Raw genomic sequence first — 22,923 nt, 5'->3', positions numbered from 1 at the left:
CCCAATCTAGCGCTCAGCCGTGCAGCGCCCGGTACGCGGCCGCCGCGCCCGGCTGCAGTGGCACCGGCTGCGTGCCGATCAGCGTCCGGACGTCGAGGAACTGCGTGCCGACCGCCTCGGCGGGCACGAGGTCGGTCGCCCGCTCGACGAGCAGCCGGACGATCGCCGCGGCGACGTCGTCGGGCAGCGCGGGGGAGCAGACCAGCAGGTTCGCCACGCCGATCGTGCCCAGCTGCCCGACCCCGCGGTACGCGCCGTCGGGCACCTGGACCTGGTCGTACACCGGCCCGTACGCGGCCCGCAGCGCGGGCACCACCGCGTCCAGGGGCAGGAGTGAGATCGGCGTCGTGCGGGTGAGGTCCGCGAGCTTCGGCGTCGGCACCCCGCCGGACCACAGCATCGCGTCGACCCGCCGGCCGGCCAGTGCCTGGACCGCGTCGTCGAAGAGCAGGTGCCGGGCGTCGACCGCGACCCCGGCCTTGGCGAACAGCCGCTCGCCGAGCTGGGCCGCGCCCGACCCGCCCGCGCCGAGCGACACCGGGCGTCCCGCGAGGTCGGCGAGGCGGCGCACCGGGCCGTCCGCCCGCACCACGAGCTGCAGGTAGTTCTCGTAGACGCGGCCGAGCGCGAGCAGCGGCACCTTCCCGGCGAACGGCGCGTTCCCGAGCAGCGCCGTCTGGGCGACGTCGGCGAGCACCAGCCCGAGGTCGGCCTGCCCGCGCCGCACCAGCTCGACGTTGGCGACGCTCGCCTCGGTCGGCACGGCGGTGGCGTGCAGCCGCGGCTCGGCGTGGCTCAGCTCGGCCGCCAGCAGTTCGGCGAAGGCCAGGTAGAAGCCGCCGCGCTCGCCGGCCGCGATGGTGACCGTCCGTTCGGGACCGTCGTAGCCGGAGGCCGAGCAGCCGGCCAGCGCCAGTCCGAGACCGCCGAGCAGGGCGGTGCGCCGCGTGATCGTCATGGCGCCGCCACGAGGGGCAGCGTGACGCGGACTTCCAGACCGTGGGGGAGTGCCTGCCGCAGTTCGAGCGTGCCGCCACGGGTGCGCACCTGCTGGTGCGCGATGGCCAGCCCGAGCCCGGTCCCGCGGGGAGCGCCTTCGCCGCCGGCTCGCCAGAATCGCTCGGTCGCCCGCGCGCGGTCCTCAGTGGACAGTCCGGGTCCGTCGTCGCGGACGACGAGGGTCGCCGTCGAGACGCCGCTTTCCCAATCGGTGGTGATCTTCGCGCCGCGGCCGGCGTAGTGGACGGCGTTGTCCAGCAGCACGTCGAGGATCTGCGCGAGTTCGCCTTCCGGGCAGCGCACGGTGACCGGCTCGGCGTGCCCGGGCGGCGGCACGAGCGTCGCACCGGCGTCGTCGGCGGACGGGCGCCAGGCGTCGACGCGTTCGGCGAGCACGGACGCGAGGTCGCACGCCTCGTCCGCGCCGCCGGCCGCGACCCGCGTCGCGGTGCTCTCGGCCAGCGCGAGGGCCAGCAGCCCGTCGAGCAGCTTCTCGAGGCGTTCCACCTCGGCCACGGTTGCCCGGTAGGTGGCCTCGTCGCCCTCGACCCGGCCGGCGAGCGAGTCCACGCGCAGCCGCAGCGCCGCCATGGGGTTGCGCAGCTGGTGGGAGGCGTCGGCGACCAGCCGGTGCTGCTGGTCGGCCGCTTCGAGCACGGCCTCGGACATCCGGTTGACCTCGCCGGCCAGCACCCGCAGCTCGCGCGGCCCGGTGCGTTCGGGGACGTGCGCGCGGTGCCCGGCGGCGACGGCGAGGACGCCGGTCTCCAGCTCGTGCAACGGCCGCACCATCCACCGGGCCAGCACCACGGCGAGCAGCACGAACACCACCGCGACCAGCAGCGCCCCGGCGCCGATGGTGCCCCAGCGGGCGGCGACGTCCGCGGCCGCCGCCGTCACCGACGCCCGCAGCACGACCACGCCGGACACCCGGGTGCCGGTGCCGACCGGCCGCGCGAAGTACGCCGGTCCGGCCGACCAGGGGCCGAGCCGGTCGACCTGCGGCGCGGGCTCGTTGCGCATGGTCGCCTCGACCAGCGCGTGCACCGCCGGGTCGGCCGCGGTCAGCCCGCCGGCCTGCACCAGCGGCGCGCGCCGGGCGTCGACGATCACGACGCCTTCGCCGTACAGCCCGGCGTAGCGGGCCGCGTCGGCGGCGAGCGCGGCCGGGTCGCGCGTGTCGACGGCCTGCTGGGCCAGCACGACGAACCGGTCGACGTCCGCGGTGCGGGAGATGACCAGCTGCTGGGTGCGCTGCTCGGCGGTGGACGCCAGCAGCGGCACGGCGAACGCGGCGACCACCGCGAGCGCGAGGGCGACCAGAACCACCAGCAGCCGGGTGCGCACGGTTCAGTCCCGGCCGAGCCGGTAGCCGAAGCCGCGGATGGTGGCGAGCAGCCCCGGCCGGTCCAGCTTCGCGCGCAGCCCGGTCAGGTGGACGTCGAGCGAGCGCGACACCGCGAGGTAGGCGTCGCCCCACACCTCGTCCATCAGCTGCTGGCGGCTGACCGCGGTACCCGGGCGGGCGGCGAGCACGGCGAGGATCTCGAACTCCTTGGTGGTGAGCCCGATGTCGTGCCCGGCGACGAGGACCCGGCGGGCGCCGAGGTCGATCTCGACGTCCTCGACGCGCACGACGTCACCGGCCGGCGCTTCGCGGGCGACCGCGCGCCGGACGACGGCGTCCATCCGCGCGAGCAGTTCGGCCAGCCGGACCGGCTTGGTCAGGTAGTCGTCCGCGCCGAGGCGCAGGCCGCGCACGATCGAGCGTTCGTCCCCGCGGGCGGTCAGCACGATCACCGGAACCGGCGAGACCGCCCGGATCTTGCGCAGGACGTCCAGCCCGTCGATGTCCGGGAGTCCCAGGTCCAGCAGGACCAGGTCGGCGTCGCGGTGGCGGTGCAGGGCGTCGGCCCCGCGGCCGACGCTGGTGACGGGATGACCGCGCGCGTGCAGCGACTCCGCGAGCGCGCCCGCGACGCCCGCGTCGTCTTCGACGAGGAGCACGCGCACGGCCATCCCCTTCTCAGCGCTCTTCCAGCTCGGAGGTCTTCGAAGTTTCCCGCATTGTGCCGTAGACGATCAGGGAAACCAGGACGCAGCCCGCGACGTACCAGAAGAACACCGACTCGTGCCCGGCGCTCTTCAGCGCCTGCGCGATGAGCTCCGCGGTGCCGCCGAAGATCGCGACGGTGAGCGCGTACGGCAGGCCGACGCCGATGGCGCGGATCTTCGTCGGGAACAGCTCGGCCTTCACGATCGCGTTGATCGACGTGTAGCCCGCCACGACCACGAGCCCGGCCAAGACCAGGAAGAACGCGCCGACCGGGTTTCGCGTCGAGCCCATGACCGTCATGATCGGGACGGTCAGCAGCGTGCCCGCGATGCCGAAGAACAGCAGCAGCGGGCGGCGGCCGATCCGGTCGGACAGCTTGCCCGCCAGCGGCTGCAGGATCGCCGCGAGGAGGATCGCCGAGAACAGGATGATCGTGACCGTGCGCCGCGGGATGTGGGCGGTGTTCTCGAGGAACTTCTGGCTGTAGGTGGCGAAGGTGTAGAAGGCCACCGTGCCGCCGAGGGTCAGCCCCACGACGAGCGCGATTTCCTTGGGGTACTTGGCGAGCGCGCGCAGCGTGCCGCGTTCCCCGGTCGTCTTGGCCTCGTCCGCTTCGCGCGTGTAGCTCTCGGACTCGTCCATGCCGCGGCGCAGCCACATGACGCTGAGCGCGGCCACCGTGCCGACGCCGAACGCGATCCGCCAGCCCCACGCCGTCAGCTGCTGTTCGGTGAGCAGGCCCTGCAGGATCAGCTGGAGGCCCAGGGCCAGCAGCTGGCCGCCGTAGAGCGTCACGTACTGGAAGCTCGAGTAGAAGCCGCGCTTGCCGGGAGTGGCCACTTCGGACAGATAGGTCGCCGACGTGGAGTACTCGCCGCCGACCGACAGGCCCTGGATCAGCCGGGCGACCAGCAGCAGGATCGGCGCGGCGAGGCCGATCGTGCCGTAGCTCGGCGTGACGGCGATGAGCAGCGAGCCACCCGCCATGAGCGTGACCGAAAGCACCAGCGCGCTGCGGCGGCCGAAGCGGTCGGCGAACCGGCCGAGCATCCAGCCGCCGAGCGGGCGCATGAGGAACCCGACCGCGAACACCGCGGCGGTGCCGAGGAAGGCCGCCGTCGTGTCGGTCGTCGGGAAGAAGGACTTGGCGAAGTACGTGGTGAACGCCGCGTAGGCGTACCAGTCGTACCACTCGACCAGATTGCCGATGGAGCCGCGCAGCACGTTGCCGATCACGCGCTTTTCGCTCACGGTCCCCGTGGTCGCGGAGCTGATCCGGGTTGTCATCGTCGACCTCCTGTGTTGCGACTCACGGTGACCAACCAGCGGGTAACCAGCAAGGTCGGAGGGCAGTTCCTAACACGTGCTTAGGACGGTCGCGGACACTCCGGGCGCGGGTGCGCGACGCGGCGGCGCTGCCGATAGCCTCGTGCCCGACATCAGCGCACGGTCGACGAAGAGGGAGAACACTGTGGGACGGTCGGTTCTGGTCACCGGGGGCAACCGGGGCATCGGTCTGGCGATCGCCCGGGACCTGGCGGAGCAGGGACACCGGGTGGCCGTCACGCACCGTGGTTCGGGGGCGCCCGAGGGCCTCTTCGGGGTCCAGGCGGACGTCACCGACACCGAGCAGGTCGACGCGGCGTTCAAGCTCGTCGAGGAGCACCAGGGCGCGGTCGAGGTGCTGGTGTCCAACGCCGGGCTGACCGACGACACGCTGCTGATGCGGATGAGCGACGAGCAGTTCGAGCGCGTCGTCGACGCGAACCTCACCGGTGCCTTCCGGGTCGCGAAGCGGGCCTCCCGCGGCATGCTGCGCGGCAAGTGGGGCCGGTTCGTCTTCATCTCGTCGGTCGTCGGGCTCTCCGGCTCGGCCGGCCAGGCGAACTACGCGGCGTCGAAGGCGGGCCTGGTCGGCTTCGCGCGTTCACTGGCGCGCGAGCTCGGCTCCCGCAACATCACCTCGAACGTCATCGCGCCCGGGTTCGTGCGCACCGACATGACCGACGAGCTGCCCGAGGAGCGCAAGAAGCAGATCCTCGAGCAGGTGCCGACCGGCCGCTACGCCGAGCCGTCGGAGATCGCCGCCGCGGTGCGCTACCTGGCTTCTGACGAGGCCGGCTACGTCAACGGCGCGGTGCTGCCGGTCGACGGCGGCCTCGGCCTCGGCCACTGACCTTTCCCCTTTTTCCCGAACCGAGACTTGGAGGACCCGTGCCCGGACTGCTCGAAGGCAAGCGCCTGCTGATCACCGGCATCATCACCGACGCGTCGCTCGCCTTCCACGCGGCCAAGATCGCGCAGCAGGAGGGCGCGAAGGTGGTGCTGACCGGCTTCGGCCGCATGTCGCTGGTCGAGCGCATCGCCAAGCGGCTCCCCGAAGAGGCGCCGGTGATCGAGCTGGACGTCACCAACCAGGAGCACCTCGACGGCCTCGCCGACAAGGTCCGCGAGCACGTCGACGGCCTCGACGGCGTGCTGCACTCGATCGGGTTCGCCCCGCAGACCTGCCTCGGCGCGCCGTTCCTCGACGCGCCGGCCGAGGACGTCAAGACCGCGATCGAGATCTCGACGTACTCGTACATGTCGCTGGCGAAGGCGTGCCTGCCGCTGATGGGCCGCGGTTCGTCGTACGTCGGGATGGACTTCGACGCGCGCGTCGCGTGGCCGGTCTACAACTGGATGGGCGTCGCGAAGGCCGGGCTCGAGTCGGTCAACCGGTACCTGGCCAAGGAGCTGGGGCCGCAGGGCATCCGCGTCAACCTGGTCAGCGCGGGCCCGATGAAGACGATGGCGGCCAAGTCCATCCCGGGCTTCGTCGACCTGGAGGACGGCTGGGGCGAGCGCGCGCCGCTCGGCTGGGACAGCACGGACCCGGACCCGGTGGCGAAGAGCGTCTGCGCGGTGCTCTCGGACTGGCTCCCCGCCACCACCGGCTCGATGATCATGGTCGACGGCGGGGTCCACTTCCTCGGCGTCTGAGCCTCACACCGTGACCGGCTCGCGGTCGTCGTTCCGCTGGACGGCGACCGCGACCGTGAGCGCGGCCAGGGTCGCGGCGCCGAGGACGATGCCCGTCCACGCCACGCTCGGGAAGCCCAGACCGGCCCCGATCGCGACCCCGCCGAGCCACGGCCCGATCGTGTTGCCGACGTTGAACGCGGCTGTGGTGCTGGCGCCGACGAGCGTCGGCGCGTCCCCGGCGGCCTGGTAGGCGCGCAGGTTCAGCGCCGGATTGGCGCCGAAGCCGGCCACGCCGAACGCGAGCACGGCCGCGACGGCGACGAGCGCGTCGGTGGTCAGCGCGAGCACCAGCAAGGCGGCCAGCGCCAAGGCGAGACAGCCGTAGAGCGTGGCGAACGGCCGCCGGTCGGCCAGCCGGCCACCGACGCTGATCCCGATCAGCGCGCCGACGCCGAACAGTGCCAGCACGCCCGGCACCCACTCGGCGGACAGGCCGTCGGTCTCGGTCAGCAGCGGTGCCAGGTAGCTGAACGCGGCGAAGATCATGGCCTGGCACAAGGCGATCACGCCGAGCGCGAGCCACACCCGGCGCCGGCGGTACAGCCGCAGTTCGCCGCGGACGCTCACCGCGGCGGCGGTCGTCTCCGGCACCAGCAGCGCCACGCCGGCGACCGCGAGCAGCGTCACCGCCGCCACCGCCCAGAACGCCGTCCGCCAGCCCGCGTGCTGGCCGAGGAACGTGCCGGCGGGCACCCCGGCGATGTTGGCGACGGTCAGCCCGCCGACCAGCACCGCCATCGCGCGTCCCCGCCGGTCGACGGGCACGAGGGCGATCGTCGTCGCCAGGGCGACGGCCCAGAACCCGGCGCAGGCGAGCGCCGCCACGATCCGGGTCGCGAACAACACCGCGTACCCGGTCGCGAGCGCGCCGACGACGTGCGCGGCGAGGAAGACCACGAGCAGCGTCATGAGCGTCCGGCGGCGGGGGAGGCGCAGGGTGCCGATCGCCAGCAGCGGTGCGCCGACGACCATCCCGATCGCGAAGGCGGAGATCAGCAGGCCGGCGTCGGGGATGCTCACCCCGAGGTCGGCGGCCATCCCGGGGAGCAGGCCGGTGATCATGAACTCGGACGTGCCCAGCGCGAACACGCTGAGCCCGAGGACGAAGACGGCCAACGGCATGGGGTTCCTCCCGGTTGTGTATCGTTCAGTACAAAATCAACCCGCGCTTGGCCCGCGGTGTGCGGCGCTCAGCGCGTGATCGACGCAAGCGCGAGGTCCGCGACGGCGTGCATGCTGTCGCGGCTCGTGCCTCGGCGGGCCATCACGCGCAGGCCCGAAGTGGTGCTGAGCAGGAATTCCGCCACGTCGGCGGGGTCGAGGCCGTCTCGGAGGCTGCCGTCGAGCACGCCTTCCCGCACGCACTCGGCGAACATGGTCAGGTTCCGGTCGGTGTCGTGGCGCAGCGCGGCGCCCACTTCGTCGTCGGGCAGGCCGAGTTCGGCCAGGGTGTTGACCACGAGGCAGCCGCGCCGGCGCTCCTCGACGTCGTCTTCGATGGTCTGGTCGAGGACCGCGGCGAGTCGTTCGGCCGCGGTTCCGGGGCCGTCGAGGACCGCCTGCCGCTTGTCGAGCTGGGTGCTGGTGTAGTGCGCGAGCGAGCGCCGGAAGAGGGCTCGCTTGCTGGTGAAGGTGTTGTAGACGCTGCTGCGGCCGAGCCCGGTGGCCTCGCACAGGTCCTGCGTCGAGGTCGCTTCGTAGCCGTGTTTCCAGAAGGCGTGCATCGCCTTCTCGACGGCGGCGGTTTCGTCGAACTCCCGTGGCCTGGCCATGGGAGCACTGTAGCAGAGTTTTGGACTGGTCGATTCATAACGGGCCCGCGTCAGCGTGCGGGCCGCCACATCGGCAAGATGACGGGGTGGGATACGACGCGTTGCTGTGGCTTTCGTTCGGCGGTCCGGAAGGGCCTGACGACGTCATGCCGTTCCTCGAGAACGTCACCAGGGGCCGGGGCGTGCCGCGGGAGCGGCTGCTCGAGGTCGCCGAGCACTACCGGCACTTCGGCGGTGTCTCGCCGATCAACAAGCTGAACCGCGACGCGATGGCCGCGGTGGAGAAGCAGCTCGCGGCCGCCGGCATCGACCTGCCGGTGCACTTCGGCAACCGCAACTGGCACCCGATGGTCGAGGACACCCTCGAATCGCTGACGTCGGCCGGCGCGAAGCGGATCCTGGTGTTCCCCACGAGCGCGTACGGCGGCTACTCGGCGTGCCGCCAGTACGACGAGGACATCGAGCGCGCCCGCGCCGCGGTCGGCCCCGAAGCACCCGAACTGGTGAAACTGCGGCAGTTCTTCGACCACCCGCTGTTCGTCTCGGCGGTGGCGGACGGCGTCCGCGCGGCGCACGCGTCCCTGGGCGACGCACCGGGGATCCGCACGGTGTTCACGGCCCACTCGGTCCCGTCGAGCGCGGACCGGGCGTCGGGCCCCCCGTCCGAAGGCGGCGGCCGGTATTCGCGCCAGATCGCGGAGGCGGCCCGCCTGGTGGCGGCCGAGGCGGGCATTGCGGAATACGACGTCGTCTGGCAGTCGCGGTCGGGGCCGCCGCAGGTGCCGTGGCTGGAGCCGGACATCGTCGACCACATCGACGCACTGCACGAGTCGGGGGTCACCGGGGTCGTCGTGTCGCCGATCGGGTTCGTGTCGGATCACCTGGAGGTGATTTGGGACCTGGACAACGAGGCGGCGGAGCGAGCGGCGGAGCACGGAATGGCCTTCGCCCGCGCGGCAACGGCGGGTTCGGACCCGCGGTTCGCGGAGCTGGTGGTGGAGCTGGTCCGCGAGCACACACACGGGGTGGCGCCGCGGAAGCTGTCCCCGTTCCCCTCGGCGGGCTGCACGATCAACGGCGCACCATGCGCGGTGGGCTGCTGCGAGCCGGCGAAGCGCCCGGCTCGCTGACCGGCGTCCCAAGGCGGCCTTGGGGTGCGTTCACCGCACCCTGGGCCGCCTTGATTGCACCGAAGCTCACACTGGGGCGCTCTCGAAACCTCAGCCCTCGCGGGCCGTCTGCTCCGCGAACACCCGGACCGCCTCGTTGACCGCCGCGCACTGCGCTGTCCGGACCGCGTCCGACAACGGCCGCAAAGCCTGGGCCCGCAACGACGACGCCGAAGCCGACAGTGCCCCGCCAGGGTCGTCGGAGGACGCGATCACCAAGATCGCCGCGATCTCCTCCGCCCGCTGCAGCACCCGCAACGCCCGCCCGGGCGTTCCCGCCGGCCAGTCCACGTCCGGTCGCGCGCGCAGGTGCGCCGACAGCTCCGCCCGCACCCCCGGCCGGTCCGAGGCCACGTCCAAGGCCTGCAACGCCCCCGCGCTGTTGCGGATCGCGTCCGTCAGCCCGTGCTCGGCTTCGCCCAGCCCGACGTACTCAGGCGCCGAATTCGACGCCAGCGAATACACCGTCCAGCGCACCAGGCCCTCGGCGATCGGCTGCGGGACCAGCCCGAACCCGAGCTCCGGGAGCACCACGGCGTCACCCGCGCGCAACGCCGCCTCCGTGAACGGCCCGCCGCCACCGAGGCCGCGGACGTCGCCCGGGACCGGGAGGACCAGCCGCATGCTTTTCGCTCCCTGCGAACGCAACGCCATCAGCAGCTGGACCGGGGTGGCCGCGCGGTTGAAGGCCAGCGGCAGCGCGAACGCCTCCGCCGCGGCCGCGTCGGCCGCCACGACGTCGTGGGCTTCACCCCACGCGAGCAGGGCGTCGAGGACATCGTCGGACGCCGCGGCTCCGTTCAGCCACGCGGACGACCAGACGGCGAAAGTCGCACTGGGACGGCACACGACGCCCTATTTTACCGGGCCGTCCCGCACTCCGGCAGCGCGCCCACGCTGGAGTCGCTCCACATCGACGCACCGCCGATCGCGCAGTAGCGTCGAACGGGTGAACGCAGTTCCAGACGCTCTTCCCCGCACCGCCGGGGCCCTGCGCGCGGCCGGGTACGAGCCCCGCCCGATCGCGCAAGAGATCCACGACAACCTGCTGACCGCCCTCAAGAACGGCGAAGACGCCTGGCCCGGCATCGTCGGGTTCTCCCGCACCGTGCTGCCGCAGCTCGAGCGCGCGCTGCTGGCCGGGCACGACGTCGTCCTGCTCGGCGAACGCGGCCAGGGCAAGACCCGCCTGCTGCGCACCCTCGCCGGCCTCCTCGACGAGTGGACGCCCGTCATCGAGGGCTCCGAGCTGGGCGAACACCCGCTCCAGCCGATCACGCCCGCGTCGATCCGGCGCGCCGCCGAGCTCGGTGACGAGCTGCCGGTCGCCTGGCGGCACCGCTCCGAGCGCTACACGGAGAAGCTCGCCACACCGGACACCTCCGTCGGCGACCTGATCGGCGACGTCGACCCGGTGAAGGTCGCCGAAGGCCGCAGCCTGGGCGACCCCGAGACCATCCACTTCGGCCTGGTCCCGCGCGCCCACCGCGGCATCGTCGCCATCAACGAGCTGCCCGACCTCGCCGAGCGCATCCAGGTCGCCCTGCTCAACGTGATGGAGGAGCGCGACATCCAGGTCCGCGGCTACACGCTGCGGCTGCCCCTGGACGTCCTGCTCGTCGCGACCGCGAACCCGGAGGACTACACCAACCGCGGCCGGATCATCACCCCGCTCAAGGACCGCTTCGGCGCCGAGATCCGCACGCACTACCCCCTGGACGTCGAGTCCGAGGTCGCCGTCGTCCGGCAGGAGGCGAACCTGGTCGCCGAGGTCGGCGAGCCGCTGCTGGAGGTCATCGCCCGGTTCGTCCGGAACCTCCGCGAATCGCCGGTCATCGACCAGCGCTCCGGCGTGTCGGCGCGGTTCGCCGTCGCCGCGGCGGAAACCGTCGCGGCCGCGGCCCTGCGGCGTTCGGCGCTGACCGGGGAAGAGCCCGCGGTGGCCCGCCCGGTCGACCTCGACGCCGTCCCGTCGGTGCTGCGCGGCAAGATCGAGTTCGAGCCCGGCGAAGAAGGCCGTGAGATCGAGCACCTCGTGCACCTGCTGCGCCGCGCGATCGCCGAGACCGCCCGCGAGCGGTTCGCCGGCCTCGACCTGCGGCCGCTGGCCGACGCCGTCGCCGAGGGGCACCTCGTCGCCACCGGCGAGCGCGTGCCGGGCAAGGACGTCCTCGAAGCCCTGCCGGAGCTCCCGGTGCTGCACGAGGTCGCCCGGCGCGCCGGCGTCGAAGCCGACGAACCCGCCGGCCGGATCGCGGCCGCCGTCGAACTCGCCCTCGAATCGCTGTTCCTGGCCCGGCGGCTCGCCAAGGACTCCGACGACACGACGACCGTCTACGGCCGATGACCGCGGTCCCGCTTCCCGACGGCTACTCCTACGGCCCGTGGCACGACGGGCCGGACCCGCTCGCGCCCCCGGCCGACCTGCGGGACGCGCTCGACGAGATCGGCCGCGAGGTCATGGCCGGGTCGTCGCCGCGGTCCGCGCTGGAGGAACTGCTCCGGCGCGGCACCGAACGCACGTCGGGCCTGGACGAGCTCACCCGGCGCCTGTGGCAGCGCCGGTCGCAGATCCAGCGCCGCAACAACCTCGACGGCACCCTCCAGGAGGTCCAGCGGCTGCTGCAGGAAGCGCTCGACGCCGAGCGCCGGGAGCTCTTCCCGGACCCGGACGACGACGCCCGCTTCCGGGAGGCCCAGCTCGACGCGCTGCCGCCGGGCACGGCCGCAGCCGTCAACGAGCTTTCCGAGTACGACTGGCGCTCCGAGCAGGGCCGGGAGAACTACCAGAAAATCCGGGACCTGCTCGGCCAGGAACTGATGGAGTCCCGCTTCCAGGGCATGAAGCAGGCACTGCAGAACGCCGGGCCCGAGGACGTCGAGCGGATCAACGAGATGCTCTCCGACCTCAACGACCTCCTGTCCGCCCACGCCCAGGGCGCGGAGGACATCCAGGAGCGCTTCGACGACTTCATGGCCAAGCACGGCGAGTTCTTCCCGGAGAACCCGCGCACCGCCGAGGAGCTGATCGACGCGCTCGCCGAGCGGTCCGCGGCGGCGCAGCGGATGCTCAACTCGATGTCGGCCGAGCAGCGGGCCGAGCTCGCCGAGCTGACCCAGCAGGCGTTCGGCGACCCGCGGCTCGCGCAGCAGCTGTCCCAGTTGGACAGTCAGCTGCGGGCCGCGCGGCCGGGCGAGGACTGGACGGGTTCCGAGCGCTTCCGCGGCAAGAACCCGCTGGGCATGGGCGAAGGCGCCCAGGCGATGGCGGATCTCGCCGAACTGGACGCCTTGGCCGAGCAGCTCGGCCAGTCCTACCCCGGCGCGCGCCTGGAGGACATCGACCTGGAGGCGCTCGAACGCCAGCTGGGCAAGGACGCCGGCGTCGACGCGCGGCGACTGTCCGAACTGGAGCGTGAGCTGCGCCGCCAGGGCCTGTTCGAACGGGCCGCCGACGGGACGCTCAGGTTGTCGCCCAAGGCGTTGCGGCGCCTGGGCGAGACGGCGCTGTCCGACATCGTGAACGCGTTGCGCGGCAAGGCCGGCGACCGCGAAACCGAGTCGGCGGGTGCGGCGGGCGAGCCGACGGGTGCGTCACGGCCGTGGCGGTTCGGGGACATGCAGCCCTGGGACGTGCCGCGGACGATCCGCAACGCCGTGCTGCGGTCGGTGTCGGTGGGGGAGAGCGCGGTCCGCCTCGACGTCGAGGACGTCGAAGTGGTGGAGACCGAGCACCGGTCGCGGGCGGCGGTGGCGCTGCTGGTCGACACGTCGTGGTCGATGGTCCAGGAGGGCCGCTGGCTGCCGATGAAGCGCACGGCGCTCGCCCTGCACCAGCTGATCAGCACGCGCTTCCGCAACGACGCGCTGCAGCTGATCACGTTCGGGCGCCACGCGATGTCCGTCGAGCTGCCGGAGCTGATCGGGCTGGAGGGCGCGTGGGAGCAGGGCACCAACGCCCACCACGCGCTGCTGCTGGCCGGGCAGCACCTGCGCCGCCACCCGGACGCCCAGCCGGTGGTCCTGATGGTCACCGACGGCGAGCCGACGGCGCACCTGGAGCCGGACGGCGAAGCGGTCTTCGACTACCCGCCCCAGCCGCGGACCCTCCACAAGACACTGTCCGAAGTGGACAGGCTGGCGAAGCTGGGAGCGTCGGTGACGGTGTTCCGCCTCGGCGACGACCCGCGGCTGACGGCGTTCGTGGACGTCATCGCCCGACGTTCGGGTGGCCGGGTGGTCGCACCGGACCTGGACGGCCTGGGCGCCGCGGTGGTGGGGGACTACCTCCGCACCCGGCGGCGCTGAGCCGGCGCCGGCAGGCCGGCGAGATCGCTCTCGACCTGCCGGCTGTAGGGGTGCCCGGGCCCGAGCACCCGCCGGTAGTCGGCCGTGACGGCGGTGAGGGCTTCCCGGGCGGCCTCGGGTTCGCCCGCGCGGAGCTGGGCGAGGCCGAGGTTGCGACGGGCGTTGAGGGTGCCGGTGTGGTCGGGCCCGAGGATCCGGGCGCGGTCGGCGACGGTCCGTTCGAACAGCTCCAGCGCCTCGGCGGTGCGTTCGGCGTCCAGGAGCGCCCGCGCCAGGAACAGCCGGACTCGCACCGCGTCGAGGCTGTCGGCCGGTTGTTCACGTTCGGTGTCGGCGCGCAGTGTGCGGAGGAGGTCGAGGGCTTCTTTGTGCCGTCCCGCGGCCTGGTATGCCGCCGCCCGGTACTGCGACCACCACATCGAGGTCGCAAGCTCGCCGCCGAGGCGGGCGTTCGCCTCGTGCAGCGCGATGCCTTCGGCCACGCGGCCGGTCCGCACGTAGGTGCGGGCCAGCTCACCGCGAGCGTTGATCGTCGAGGCGTGGTCCGGTCCGTGCACCCGCAGGTTCTCCCGCAGGTCTTCTTCGAACACGGCGACCGCCTCGTCGAGCCGACCGGCCGAGCGAAGCGTGCTCGCGACGTTGATGCGCGCGTACAGCGTGGTCTGGTGGTCCGGGCCGAGCACCGCCAGTGACTCGTCGAGGTTCTCCCGGTGCAGCTTCAGGGCCCGGTCGAGCTGGCCCGCGCACTCGCAGCAGTAGCCGAAGGTGTTCCGGGCACCGATCGTGCCGTCCGAGCGGGCTCCGAGCACCCGGGACCGGCGGTCGAAGATCCGCTCCGACAGCGTGACCGCCTCCGTCATCCACTCGCTCGCCATGCATGCCCGGCGCAGCGATCGCGCGGCTTCGTCGGTGTCGTCGTGGTCGGTGGGCAGGTACGCGTCGTGGTCCGCGAGCACCTCCCGGCCGAGGCCGCGGGCCTGGGCGAACGCGCTCGCGTCTACCAGGAGGTCGACTGTCCGGCGCCGCAGCCGCAGGATGCGCTCCAGCCTCGGCGCGAGCTCGGCCGACGGCAACGCGCGGAAGTGCCGCCACAGCGCGGCGACGTGGTCGACGAAGTCCGGTGCCGGATCGTCCGTCTCCACCACGGCGAACGCCCGGTCCAGGGCCTCCGCCAGCCGCTCCTCCGCGTGCAGCCGGCCCAGCAGCGCGCGCTGGGTCAGGCGGTGCATCGTCACCACCTCGCCCGTGACGTCGAAGCCGACCAGGGACGCGCCCGCGAGGCCGCCCAGTGCCGCGTCGACCGCCACCGGGTCCGGGCCCGCCCGGTGGGCCAGCTCGCGGCGGACGCCCCGGGCCGACAGCACCGCCAGCAGCTCGGCGAGGGGCTGGGCCCGCCCGTCGCGGGCCGTCACCGCGCGCAGCGACTCCAGCGTCGTGTCCTCGACGCACGCCGGGTAACCCTCGCCCGGGACGCGTTCGAGCAGTGCCTGCAGCGGCGTGTGCGGGAGCCGGTCGAGGTAGGTCGCGAACGTCAGCCGCTGGCGCCGGATCACGCCGCCCGCCTGGGCCAGCGCCAGTGGCAGGCAGCCCAGTTCGCGGGCGACGCCGTTCGCCGCGTCGTCGGCGGCCAGGCCCGAGCGGGCGGCGAGGAACCGGACCGCTTCCTGCTCGCCGAACCCGGTCACCGGTACCGTGCCGCCCAGGATTTCGAAGTCCTGCACGGTCGTCGTGACGAGCACCCGGGCGCGGGCGGGCAGCCACCGGTTGAGGGCGTCCGGGTCGGTCGCGTTGTCGAACACCACCAGCGGGCGGTCGAGGCCGTCCAGCCACGCCAGGCCGGTGCGGGCGGCCGCTTCCGCGTCGGCGACGACGTCGGCCACCCCCGCCCGGCGGGCCAGCTCGGCGTAGGCCTGGACGGTGTTCGCCGGGTCCTCGGCCGCCACCCACACCACGGTCGACTTCGCGGCCGCCGCCCGGGCGAACGCGGCCGCGAGGTGGGTCTTGCCGACGCCACGGCCGCCGAGCAGCACGCAGAACCGGCCGGCGGCGAACGTTTCGTCGACCCGGGTGAGGAGCGATCCGCGGTGGACGGCCGAAAGCGGCTCGCGCGGGACGTCGCCGAGGGTGAGCCGGGCCGGCGGCCGCGCCGCCCCGGCCGCCGGGGTCCGGCGCAGCTGCAGGTACGCGATGACCGCCGCGACCAGGGCGATCACCGCACCCGCGATGCCCACCACGACCTCGGTGCTCATCGAGCCAGGCTAACCGCGCTCGCCCGGGGACGACGGCTACGGAAGGGTGACGCTTGACCCTCACGCCGCGTGAGGCGCCACCGTGATCACCGCAAGGGCCACACCGGCCGGAGAGGAGGGGAAACCGATGGGGCATCCCGTGGGCAAGGTCGCCGCACTGGCCGGGATCACCGTCCGGACGCTGCACCACTACGACGAGATCGGCCTGCTCAGCCCGAGCGGGCGGACGAGCTCGGGGTACCGCAGCTACGACGACGAAGATCTCGACCGGTTGCAGCGCATCCTGTTCTACCGGGAGCTCGGGTTCCCCCTCGAGACGATCGCGACCCTCGTCGACGACCCCGGTATCGACGCCGAAGCGCACCTGAAGAAGCAGCGCGAGCTGCTGGTGGCGCGGATGGGCGAGCTGGGGCGGATGGTCGCGGCCGTCGATCGCGTGATGGAGGCGAGAGCCATGGGCAGCGCACTGACGCCCGAGGAGAAGTTCGAAGTGTTCGGCGGGTTCCGCGAGCCCGACGGCTACGCGGAAGAGGCCGCGCGGCGCTGGGGTGACACACCCGAGTGGCAGGGCGCGGCAGCACCGTCCAAGGAGGACCTGGCGGCCGGGGAGGCGGCCCGCCAGGACTGGGTCCGCCGCCTGCAGGCCGTCCTGGACGCGGGCGGCGCGCCGGACGGGACCGAGGCGACGGACCTCGCCGAGGAGCACCGGGCGATGCTCGCCCGCGTCATGGGTGAGTGCTCGTACGAGACGCAGCGGCGGATCGGTGAGCTGTACGTCACCGAACCGGTGCAGCTCGGGTTCCTGATCCGCGAGGACGAGCAGCGGCCGGGCGTCGGGGAGTTCGTCCGCGACGCCATCGTGGCGAACGTCGCACGCCGGCAGTAGCCGCTGCTCCACGTGGGGGAGGAGTCCCACCGGGCGGGAGGGTGGCGGAGCGAACGCTTACAGTCGAGGGTATGCAGACTTGGTCATCGGTCGACGTGCCCCGCATCCCCGGCACCCCCCGCCCGCTGCGGCTCCACGACACGGCCACCGGGCAGATCCGCCCGACCGCGCCCGGCGCCACCGCCCGGATGTACGTCTGCGGCATCACGCCCTACGACGCGACGCATCTGGGGCACGCCGCGACGTACCTGGCCTTCGACCTGGTGAACCGCGTGTGGCGGGACAACGGGCACGACGTCCACTACGTGCAGAACGTGACCGACATCGACGAGCCGCTGCTCGAGCGCGCCCAGCGCGACCAGGACGACTGGGTCGTGCTGGGCATGCGCGAGACGGCGCTGTTCCGCGAGGACATGGTCGCGCTGCGGGTCCTCCCGCCGAAGCAGTTCGTCGGCGCGGTGGAGAGCATCCCGGAGATCGTCGAGGTCATCGCGAAGCTGCTCGCGAACGGCGCGGCCTACCGCGCGGACGACCCGGAGTTCCCCGACGTCTACTTCGACCACACCGCGACCGGCAAGTTCGGCTACGAGTCGAACTACGACGAGCCGACCATGACGAAGTTCTTCGCCGAGCGCGGCGGTGACCCCGACCGCGCCGGCAAGCGCCACCCGCTGGACGCGCTGCTGTGGCGCGTGGCCCGCGAGGGCGAGCCGTCGTGGGAGTCGGAGCTGGGCGCGGGCCGCCCGGGCTGGCACATCGAGTGCAGCGCGATCGCGGTCAACCGGCTCGGCCTCGGGTTCGACCTCCAGGGCGGCGGCTCGGACCTGATCTTCCCGCACCACGAGTACAGCGCGGCCCACGCCGAGGCCGTCGCCAAGGACGGCCAGTTCGCCCGCCACTACGTCCACGCCGGGATGATCGGCCTCGACGGCGAGAAGATGTCGAAGTCGCGCGGGAACCTGGTGTTCGTCTCCCGGCTGCGGGCCGACCAGGTCGACCCGGGCGCGATCCGGCTGGCGTTGTTCGCCGGCCACTATCGCGCCGACCGTCCCTGGACGGACTCACTGCTCGCCGAGGCCGAAGCCCGGCTGGCCCGCTGGCGCGAGGCGGTTTCGCTGCCGACCGGTCCGTCCGCCGAGGACACGATCTCCCGGCTGCGTGACCACCTCTCCGACGACCTCGACACGCCGAAGGCCCTGGCGGCGATCGACGCGTGGGCGAGCGAGGCCCTGCGCCGCGACGGCACCGACCCGGCCGCGCCCGGCCTGATCCGCATCGCGGTCGACGCCCTCCTCGGCATCACCCTCTGACGACCACAGGGAGGGCCCGGCGCCATGCCGAGCCCTCCCTGTGTATAACGACCTATACCGCCGCGGGTCGGCCGGCGGCCAGCTCCAGGTGGTCACCCGCCCAGTCGCGGCGCAGCCACCGGTCGTGGGACGCGATGACGACCGCGCCCGGCGCCGTTTCGAGGGCCTGGAACAGTTCTTCCGCCAGGGTCAGCGAAATGTGGTTCGTCGGCTCGTCGAGCAGGAGCACGTCCGGCGGTTCGGCGAGCAGTACCGCCAGCGCGAGCCGCCGGCGCTGGCCCACCGACAGCGCCCCCACCGGCTGTCGGAGATCCCGAGATGCCAGCAGGCCGAGCCGGCTCAGCGGGGGAGCGTCCTCGCCGAGCGCGTCCCGGTACACCCGGGCCGCCGTCCGTTCCGGGGCGGCGAACACGACGTCCTGCTCCAGCAAGCCGACGCGCACGCCGTGTCCGAAGTGGACAGCGCCGTCGGCCGGGCTGAGCCGGCCCGCCAGCACGGACAGCAGCGTCGACTTCCCGGCGCCGTTCCCGCCCGTGACGAGCAGCCGGGCCGAGGCGTCGACGTCCAGCCGAGGCAGGCTCAACCGTCCCGGGACTTCCAGTGAGCGCACCGAGATCGCCGGCCCGTCACCCGAAGCGTGGCCGGTGAGCGACGCCTGGAACCGCAGTGGCGCCGGGGGTTTGCGCACCTGGTCGCGTTCGAGGTTCTCCAGCCGCTGCTCGGCGTCGCGGACCCGCCGCGAGATCGTCTTCTGGACGCGGGCGCCCTTGAAGTGGTGGATGAACTTGTCGTTGTCGCGCGGGGCGCGGCCGTAGGCGACGTTGCGCGCGGTGACCGCGACTGTCTCCCGCAGCTCCTTCAGCTCCTCCTGTTCTTCGGCGAAGCGCTGCTCCCACCGCGCCCGCTCGGCCTTCTTGTGCCCGAGGTAGTCCGAATAGCTGCCGCCGTACCGGACCGCCCCGCCGGCCTGGCGGTCGGCCGCGGCCGGGTCGAGGTCGACGATGTCCGTGCAGACGGCGTCGAGGAACACCCGGTCGTGCGACGACAGCACGACGATCCCGGTCAGCTCGGTGAGGTGGCGTTCCAGGAAGTCCATCGCGGCGTCGTCGAGGTGGTTGGTCGGCTCGTCCAGCAGCAGGGTTTCCGGCCGCCGGACCAGGAGCGCCGCCAGCCCGAGTCGCGACCGCTGGCCGCCGGACAGCGTCCCGAGCCGCCGGTGCGGTTCGACGCCGCCGAGGCCGAGCCCGTCGCAGACGAGCTTCGCGCGGCGGTCGGCGTCCCAGAGGTCGTGGGCCTGGGCCCACTCCAGGACCCGGCCGTACTCGTCGAGGATCGCCGGGTCGTCGGGCCGGTCGGTCATCGCCGCGGTCAGCTCGTCGAGCCGGGCGGTGGCCGCGCGGATCTCGGCGAGCGCGTCGTCGAGGACGTCGGCGAAGGTCGCGTCCATGGCGAACGGCAGCTCCTGCAGCAGGAACCCGACGTCCGGGCCGCGGCGGACCTCGCCGGAGCGGGGTTCCTCGAGCCCGGCGAGCAGCCGCAGCAGCGTGGACTTGCCGGTGCCGTTCTCGCCGACCAGGCCGAGCCGCTGCCCGGCCGACGCGGTCAGCGTGACGCCGTCGAGGACGACGCGGGTGCCGTAACCGAAGACGACGTCCTTGGCCTGCAAGGGAAAAAGGGTAGACATGTGCGATCACCGGGCCCGGATGAGAAGAAGCGGAAATCCCGCCGGGCGTCGTGGCACGCGGGAGCGTCAGGCTCGACCGGGTGCCGCCTCGGAAGCGGGATGGGCGCGGTTCAGTTCCTCATAGTGAAGCCAGGTTAACGCAACATCCGTAGAGTTAGTCAACTGGTTATGGCCTGGGTCACATCCGGCAGGTTTCCCGACGCCTGTTCGGCGGCGGCGGTGCCGTCGGTGAGGAAGCCGACGAGGGCGGTCAGCTGCCGGCGGTCCAGGCGCGCCAGCCGCTCGCCGACGAACCGGGCCATCGGCGCGTACAGCTCGGCGAGCTCGGCCATCCGGTCGGGCAGGGGCCGGACGACGAGCCGGCGCCGGTCGGCCGGGTCCGGGGCGCGCTCGGCGAGCCGGTGCTGCGCCATCCGGTCGAGCAGGCGCGTGAACGCGCCGGTGGACATCCCGAGCAGCCGGGCGAGCTCGGACGGCGAGTCGCTGACCCCGCCGTGGAGCAGGTGCAGGCAGTGCAGCTCGGTGGGGGTGACGGCCATCCGCTCGGCGACTGCGGCGTGGAAGAGCGCGGTCGACCCCACGAAACGGGGGAGGGCGAGGGCGGCGGAGGTGGCGAGTTCGCGCTGGTCGGGCAACGTCCATCCAAGGTCGGGTAACTGAGCAGTCACTGCCTTGCGCAGTGACTGCCCCGCGAACGATAGCGGAGCCGCTTGACAAACCCGCAGGCGGGACCAAGTATGAAAGAGAACTTTCGAAATGACTCTTTCAGATAAGGACGATCGATGGCCGAGCTGCCACCGCGCAAGCGGATCGAGGACGTCGAGCTGCTGCGCGCGCTGTCCCACCCGCTGCGCTCGGCGCTGCTGCACCACCTGACCTCCGTCGGCCCGCGCACCGCCAGCGAGTGCGCGGAGGCGGTCGGTTCGACGGCCTCGAACTGCAGCTGGCACCTGCGTCAGCTCGCGCAGTTCGGCCTGGTCGAGCGGACCGAGGGGGACGACGGCCGGGAGCGGCCGTGGCGCGCCCGGCAGGTCGGGCTCGACCTGGGCGACATCGACGACGACCCGGTCCGCCGCGCGGCCCAGCTCGGGGTGGTGGGCGCGAGCCTGGCCAACGAGCAGGAGCTGACCCAGCGGTACCTCGACTCGATGGACGACCTGGACCCGGCCTGGCGGGCGGCGGCCGGGCTCATCTCCTACTCGCTGCGCGTCACGCCGGCTGAGCTGACCCGGCTGACCGACGCGATCGACGCCCTGGTCCGGCCCTACGTCGGGGCCATCCGGACCGACGCGCCGGCGGACGCCCGCCCGGTGCACGTCGGCCTGCGGGCGTTCCCGCGCATCGAACACTCGGGGAAGGCGGAGGAATGAAGCAGCTGCTGGGGGTTCCGGGGTTCGCGCGGCTGTGGGTGGCCGCCTTCTTCGGCGAGACGGCCGAGTGGATGCTGCAGGTGGCGTTGCCGGTGTACGTCTTCCAGCGCACCGGCTCCGCCGCGACGACGGCGCTGAGCATCGTGCTCGGCCTGCTCCCCGCGGTGCTGCTGAGCCCGGTCGCCGGTGTGGTGGCCGACCGCTGGAACCGGCGGGCGGTGCTGTTCGGCGTCTGCTGCGGGCTGGCCGTCGTCGCGCTGCCGCTGCTCGCTTCGCCAGGGGTGACCGTCGTGTACGCCGTGATGGCCGCCCAGGCGGCGCTGGCGTCGGTGTTCGAACCGGCGCGCAACGCCCTGGTGCCGGAGCTGGTCGGCGTCGAGGAGGTGACCGGCGCGAACGGGCTGATGAGCGTGAACGGCAGCGTCGCGCGCCTGGCCGGCGGCTGGGCGGGCGGTGCGCTGCTCGGCTTCGGCGGGCTCGGGCACGTCATCACCGGCTACCTGGCGGTGCTGGTGGTGGCGGCCGCGCTGCTGGCGAAGCCGTTCCGCCGGGTGAGCGCGCCGGTGCCGGCCGCCGCGCCCGAACCGGTGGTGCGGGCCTGGCTCGACGGCCTTCGCGAGCTCACCCACAACCGCCGGCTGTGGCGCACCGGGCTCGCGGTCGTGTTCACCTCCCTGGCGCAGGGCATGTTCCTGGTGTTGTTCGTGGTGTACGTCCTGGACGTGCTGGGCGGCAGCGAAGCCGACGCGGGCCTGCTGCGCGGGGTACAGGCGATCGGCGGGCTGGCGGCCGGCTTCGCGCTGGCCACGGTGGCGCGGCGGGTGGCCCCGGCGGCACTGCTCGGCTGGGGGTCGATCGCGCTGGGCCTGGTGTCGGCGGTGATCTGGAACCTGTGGCTGGTGACGACGGCGCTCGGGCTGTACGTGGGGCTGTTCGTCCTGGTCGGCGCGCCGGGCGTGGCGGCGGGTGCGGGGGTGCTGTCGGAGATCCAGAGCGCGGTGGCGCCGGAGCGCGCGGGCCGGGTGCTGAGCACGGCGTTCGCCGCGATCGCGACGTTCACGACGGTGGGGGCGCTGCTGGCGGGCACGCTGGTCGCGACGACCGGGCCGGCCCTGCTGCTGAACATCCAGGCCGGGGTGTACGTCTTCGCCGGAGTGCTCATGCTGGTGCGGAAGCGCGGGATTCGCGGAACTTCCCCGTCTTCGATGGTTACGGTGGAGGGGTGCCGCACCTCTTCGCCACCAGCGACCTCCACGTGACCCACGAGGGCAACGGCCCGATCCTCGACGACGTCGTCCCGGAGAGCCCCGGTGACTGGCTGCTCGTCGCCGGGGACGTCGCCGAGCGGGCCGAGGCCACCATCGGGACCCTGAAGACCCTGCGCGAGCGGTTCGCGAAAGTCGTTTGGGTGCCGGGCAACCACGAGCTGTGGACCACGAAGAACGACGAATGCCAGCTTCGCGGCCAGGCCCGCTACGAGTACCTCGTCGAGCAGTGCCGGGCGATCGACGTGCTCACGCCCGAGGACGAGTTCCCGGTGTGGGACCAGGGCGGGCGGCCGCTCACGATCGCGCCGCTCTTCCTGCTCTACGACTACAGCTGGCGGACGCCCGAGGCCGAGGGCAAGTCCCTGGAGGAGGCGCTGAGCCAGGCCCGGACGGCCGGGGTGGTCTGCACGGACGAGTACTTCCTGCACCCCGACCCGTACCCGAGCCGCCAGGCGTGGTGCGCGGACCGGCTCAAGATCAGCACCGAGCGCCTCGACGCGATCCCCGAGGACCACGGCACGATCCTGATGTCGCACTGGCCGCTGCACCGCCACCCGACGGCGCCGCTGTACTGGCCGGAGTTCGCCCTGTGGTGCGGCACCACGAAGACCGAGGACTGGCACATCCGCTACCGCGCGGAGATCGCAGTCTACGGCCACCTGCACATCCCCCGCACGACCGAGGCCGACGGCGTCCGGTTCGAAGAGGTGTCCCTCGGCTACCCGCGCGAGTGGCGGAAGCGGGCCCGGGGCGCGGTGCCGATGCGCCGCATCCTGTGGCCGTCATGATTCCGCGGGCCGACTGCGGTAGCGCGAGCCGGAACGGCCC

The 22,923-nt window shown here is 72.9% G+C and carries 20 protein-coding genes; 10 read left to right on the top strand and 10 right to left on the bottom strand.

Annotation, left to right across the window (positions count from 1 at the left end; translation table 11 throughout):
- Nucleotides 1–13: 13 nt before the first annotated feature.
- Genes QSK39_RS15730 through QSK39_RS15715 form a run of 4 tightly spaced genes read right to left on the bottom strand, consistent with a single transcriptional unit; the run spans nt 14 to nt 4,342 of the window.
- Nucleotides 14–958, bottom strand: coding sequence for a TAXI family TRAP transporter solute-binding subunit (locus tag QSK39_RS15730; RefSeq protein ID WP_285478481.1), 945 nt, complete (start codon nt 956–958; stop codon nt 14–16).
- Nucleotides 955–2,346 (bottom strand): sensor histidine kinase, encoded by a 1,392-nt coding sequence (locus tag QSK39_RS15725; RefSeq protein ID WP_285478480.1) that lies wholly within the window; start codon nt 2,344–2,346, stop codon nt 955–957. The genes QSK39_RS15730 and QSK39_RS15725 overlap by 4 nt, the downstream gene beginning before the upstream one ends.
- A 3-nt stretch (nt 2,347–2,349) precedes the next feature.
- Nucleotides 2,350–3,018 carry a response regulator transcription factor gene (locus QSK39_RS15720; RefSeq protein WP_285478479.1) on the bottom strand — a complete coding sequence of 223 codons (669 nt, stop codon included), beginning with the start codon at nt 3,016–3,018 and terminating at the stop codon, nt 2,350–2,352.
- 7 nt (nt 3,019–3,025) lie between these two features.
- Entirely contained in the window at nt 3,026–4,342 is a 1,317-nt protein-coding gene (locus tag QSK39_RS15715; RefSeq protein WP_285478478.1) for an MFS transporter, read from the bottom strand.
- Between the two features lie 184 nt (nt 4,343–4,526).
- Here QSK39_RS15715 and fabG point away from each other — a divergent pair, with 184 nt between their 5' ends.
- Both fabG and fabI read left to right on the top strand, forming a co-directional pair.
- Nucleotides 4,527–5,231, top strand: a complete 705-nt coding sequence (gene fabG, locus QSK39_RS15710; protein WP_285478477.1) for a beta-ketoacyl-ACP reductase — start codon at nt 4,527–4,529, stop codon at nt 5,229–5,231.
- Nucleotides 5,232–5,269: 38 nt separating this feature from the next.
- Nucleotides 5,270–6,037, top strand: a complete 768-nt coding sequence (gene fabI / locus QSK39_RS15705) for an enoyl-ACP reductase FabI (RefSeq protein WP_285478476.1) — start codon at nt 5,270–5,272, stop codon at nt 6,035–6,037.
- Nucleotides 6,038–6,040: 3 nt separating this feature from the next.
- Here fabI and QSK39_RS15700 read toward each other — a convergent pair whose 3' ends face one another.
- Both QSK39_RS15700 and QSK39_RS15695 read right to left on the bottom strand, forming a co-directional pair.
- Complete coding sequence (locus tag QSK39_RS15700) at nt 6,041–7,201, bottom strand: Cmx/CmrA family chloramphenicol efflux MFS transporter (RefSeq protein ID WP_285478475.1); 1,161 nt, start codon at nt 7,199–7,201, stop codon at nt 6,041–6,043.
- 68 nt (nt 7,202–7,269) lie between these two features.
- Nucleotides 7,270–7,851, bottom strand: a complete 582-nt coding sequence (locus QSK39_RS15695; RefSeq protein WP_285478474.1) for a TetR/AcrR family transcriptional regulator — start codon at nt 7,849–7,851, stop codon at nt 7,270–7,272.
- Between the two features lie 86 nt (nt 7,852–7,937).
- Between QSK39_RS15695 and QSK39_RS15690 the strand changes: the two genes are divergently transcribed.
- Nucleotides 7,938–8,981 (top strand): ferrochelatase, encoded by a 1,044-nt coding sequence (locus QSK39_RS15690; protein WP_285478473.1) that lies wholly within the window; start codon nt 7,938–7,940, stop codon nt 8,979–8,981.
- A 90-nt stretch (nt 8,982–9,071) separates the two neighbouring features.
- Here the strand turns inward: QSK39_RS15690 and QSK39_RS15685 are convergent, their stop codons facing one another.
- Entirely contained in the window at nt 9,072–9,869 is a 798-nt protein-coding gene (locus tag QSK39_RS15685; RefSeq protein WP_285478472.1) for an Rv1486c family protein, read from the bottom strand.
- A 100-nt stretch (nt 9,870–9,969) separates the two neighbouring features.
- Here QSK39_RS15685 and QSK39_RS15680 point away from each other — a divergent pair, with 100 nt between their 5' ends.
- Both QSK39_RS15680 and QSK39_RS15675 read left to right on the top strand, forming a co-directional pair.
- Nucleotides 9,970–11,367: an ATP-binding protein gene (locus QSK39_RS15680; RefSeq protein ID WP_285478471.1), complete on the top strand. Its 1,398-nt coding sequence runs from the start codon at nt 9,970–9,972 to the stop codon at nt 11,365–11,367.
- Nucleotides 11,364–13,328, top strand: coding sequence for a vWA domain-containing protein (locus tag QSK39_RS15675; RefSeq protein WP_285478470.1), 1,965 nt, complete (start codon nt 11,364–11,366; stop codon nt 13,326–13,328). Before QSK39_RS15680 ends, QSK39_RS15675 begins: the two co-directional genes overlap by 4 nt.
- On the opposite strand, the gene fxsT is transcribed toward QSK39_RS15675, so the two are convergent.
- Nucleotides 13,304–15,577: an FxSxx-COOH system tetratricopeptide repeat protein gene (gene fxsT, locus QSK39_RS15670; protein ID WP_285478469.1), complete on the bottom strand. Its 2,274-nt coding sequence runs from the start codon at nt 15,575–15,577 to the stop codon at nt 13,304–13,306. The genes QSK39_RS15675 and fxsT overlap by 25 nt on opposite strands.
- A gap of 127 nt (nt 15,578–15,704) precedes the next feature.
- Between fxsT and QSK39_RS15665 the strand changes: the two genes are divergently transcribed.
- Nucleotides 15,705–16,463, top strand: coding sequence for a MerR family transcriptional regulator (locus QSK39_RS15665; protein ID WP_285478468.1), 759 nt, complete (start codon nt 15,705–15,707; stop codon nt 16,461–16,463).
- A gap of 71 nt (nt 16,464–16,534) precedes the next feature.
- Nucleotides 16,535–17,773 (top strand): cysteine--1-D-myo-inosityl 2-amino-2-deoxy-alpha-D-glucopyranoside ligase, encoded by a 1,239-nt coding sequence (gene mshC / locus QSK39_RS15660; RefSeq protein WP_285478467.1) that lies wholly within the window; start codon nt 16,535–16,537, stop codon nt 17,771–17,773.
- 52 nt (nt 17,774–17,825) lie between these two features.
- On the opposite strand, the gene QSK39_RS15655 is transcribed toward mshC, so the two are convergent.
- Nucleotides 17,826–19,457: an ABC-F family ATP-binding cassette domain-containing protein gene (locus tag QSK39_RS15655; protein WP_285478466.1), complete on the bottom strand. Its 1,632-nt coding sequence runs from the start codon at nt 19,455–19,457 to the stop codon at nt 17,826–17,828.
- A 158-nt stretch (nt 19,458–19,615) separates the two neighbouring features.
- A complete protein-coding gene (locus tag QSK39_RS15650; RefSeq protein ID WP_285478465.1) occupies nt 19,616–20,092 on the bottom strand; it encodes a MarR family transcriptional regulator in 477 nt (158 codons plus the stop codon).
- A gap of 147 nt (nt 20,093–20,239) precedes the next feature.
- Here QSK39_RS15650 and QSK39_RS15645 point away from each other — a divergent pair, with 147 nt between their 5' ends.
- Genes QSK39_RS15645 through QSK39_RS15635 form a run of 3 tightly spaced genes read left to right on the top strand, consistent with a single transcriptional unit; the run spans nt 20,240 to nt 22,883 of the window.
- Nucleotides 20,240–20,827, top strand: a complete 588-nt coding sequence (locus QSK39_RS15645) for an ArsR/SmtB family transcription factor (protein ID WP_285478464.1) — start codon at nt 20,240–20,242, stop codon at nt 20,825–20,827.
- Nucleotides 20,824–22,086, top strand: a complete 1,263-nt coding sequence (locus QSK39_RS15640) for an MFS transporter (RefSeq protein WP_285478463.1) — start codon at nt 20,824–20,826, stop codon at nt 22,084–22,086. Before QSK39_RS15645 ends, QSK39_RS15640 begins: the two co-directional genes overlap by 4 nt.
- On the top strand, nt 22,050–22,883 hold the full coding sequence (locus QSK39_RS15635) for a metallophosphoesterase family protein (RefSeq protein ID WP_285478462.1): 834 nt from the start codon (nt 22,050–22,052) through the stop codon (nt 22,881–22,883). Before QSK39_RS15640 ends, QSK39_RS15635 begins: the two co-directional genes overlap by 37 nt.
- Nucleotides 22,884–22,923 lie beyond the last annotated feature (40 nt).

Source organism: Amycolatopsis sp. NBRC 101858, assembly GCF_030269325.1.
GTDB classification, from domain to species: domain Bacteria; phylum Actinomycetota; class Actinomycetes; order Mycobacteriales; family Pseudonocardiaceae; genus Amycolatopsis; species Amycolatopsis ponsaeliensis.
The sequence above is the reverse complement of the archived record's forward strand: the minus strand, read 5'-3'. Positions and strand labels throughout refer to the sequence as shown.

What these genes read in the sequence shown, in the direction of transcription:
- QSK39_RS15645 (WP_285478464.1), top strand. Translation starts at nt 20,240, where the DNA reads ATGGCCGAGCTGCCACCGCGCAAGCGGATCGAGGACGTCGAGCTGCTG.
- QSK39_RS15665 (WP_285478468.1), top strand. Translation starts at nt 15,705, where the DNA reads ATGGGGCATCCCGTGGGCAAGGTCGCCGCACTGGCCGGGATCACCGTC.
- fxsT (WP_285478469.1), bottom strand. Translation starts at nt 15,577, where the DNA reads ATGAGCACCGAGGTCGTGGTGGGCATCGCGGGTGCGGTGATCGCCCTG.
- QSK39_RS15720 (WP_285478479.1), bottom strand. Translation starts at nt 3,018, where the DNA reads ATGGCCGTGCGCGTGCTCCTCGTCGAAGACGACGCGGGCGTCGCGGGC.
- QSK39_RS15655 (WP_285478466.1), bottom strand. Translation starts at nt 19,457, where the DNA reads ATGTCTACCCTTTTTCCCTTGCAGGCCAAGGACGTCGTCTTCGGTTAC.
- QSK39_RS15640 (WP_285478463.1), top strand. Translation starts at nt 20,824, where the DNA reads ATGAAGCAGCTGCTGGGGGTTCCGGGGTTCGCGCGGCTGTGGGTGGCC.
- QSK39_RS15730 (WP_285478481.1), bottom strand. Translation starts at nt 958, where the DNA reads ATGACGATCACGCGGCGCACCGCCCTGCTCGGCGGTCTCGGACTGGCG.
- QSK39_RS15695 (WP_285478474.1), bottom strand. Translation starts at nt 7,851, where the DNA reads ATGGCCAGGCCACGGGAGTTCGACGAAACCGCCGCCGTCGAGAAGGCG.
- mshC (WP_285478467.1), top strand. Translation starts at nt 16,535, where the DNA reads ATGCAGACTTGGTCATCGGTCGACGTGCCCCGCATCCCCGGCACCCCC.
- QSK39_RS15715 (WP_285478478.1), bottom strand. Translation starts at nt 4,342, where the DNA reads ATGACAACCCGGATCAGCTCCGCGACCACGGGGACCGTGAGCGAAAAG.
- QSK39_RS15700 (WP_285478475.1), bottom strand. Translation starts at nt 7,201, where the DNA reads ATGCCGTTGGCCGTCTTCGTCCTCGGGCTCAGCGTGTTCGCGCTGGGC.
- QSK39_RS15675 (WP_285478470.1), top strand. Translation starts at nt 11,364, where the DNA reads ATGACCGCGGTCCCGCTTCCCGACGGCTACTCCTACGGCCCGTGGCAC.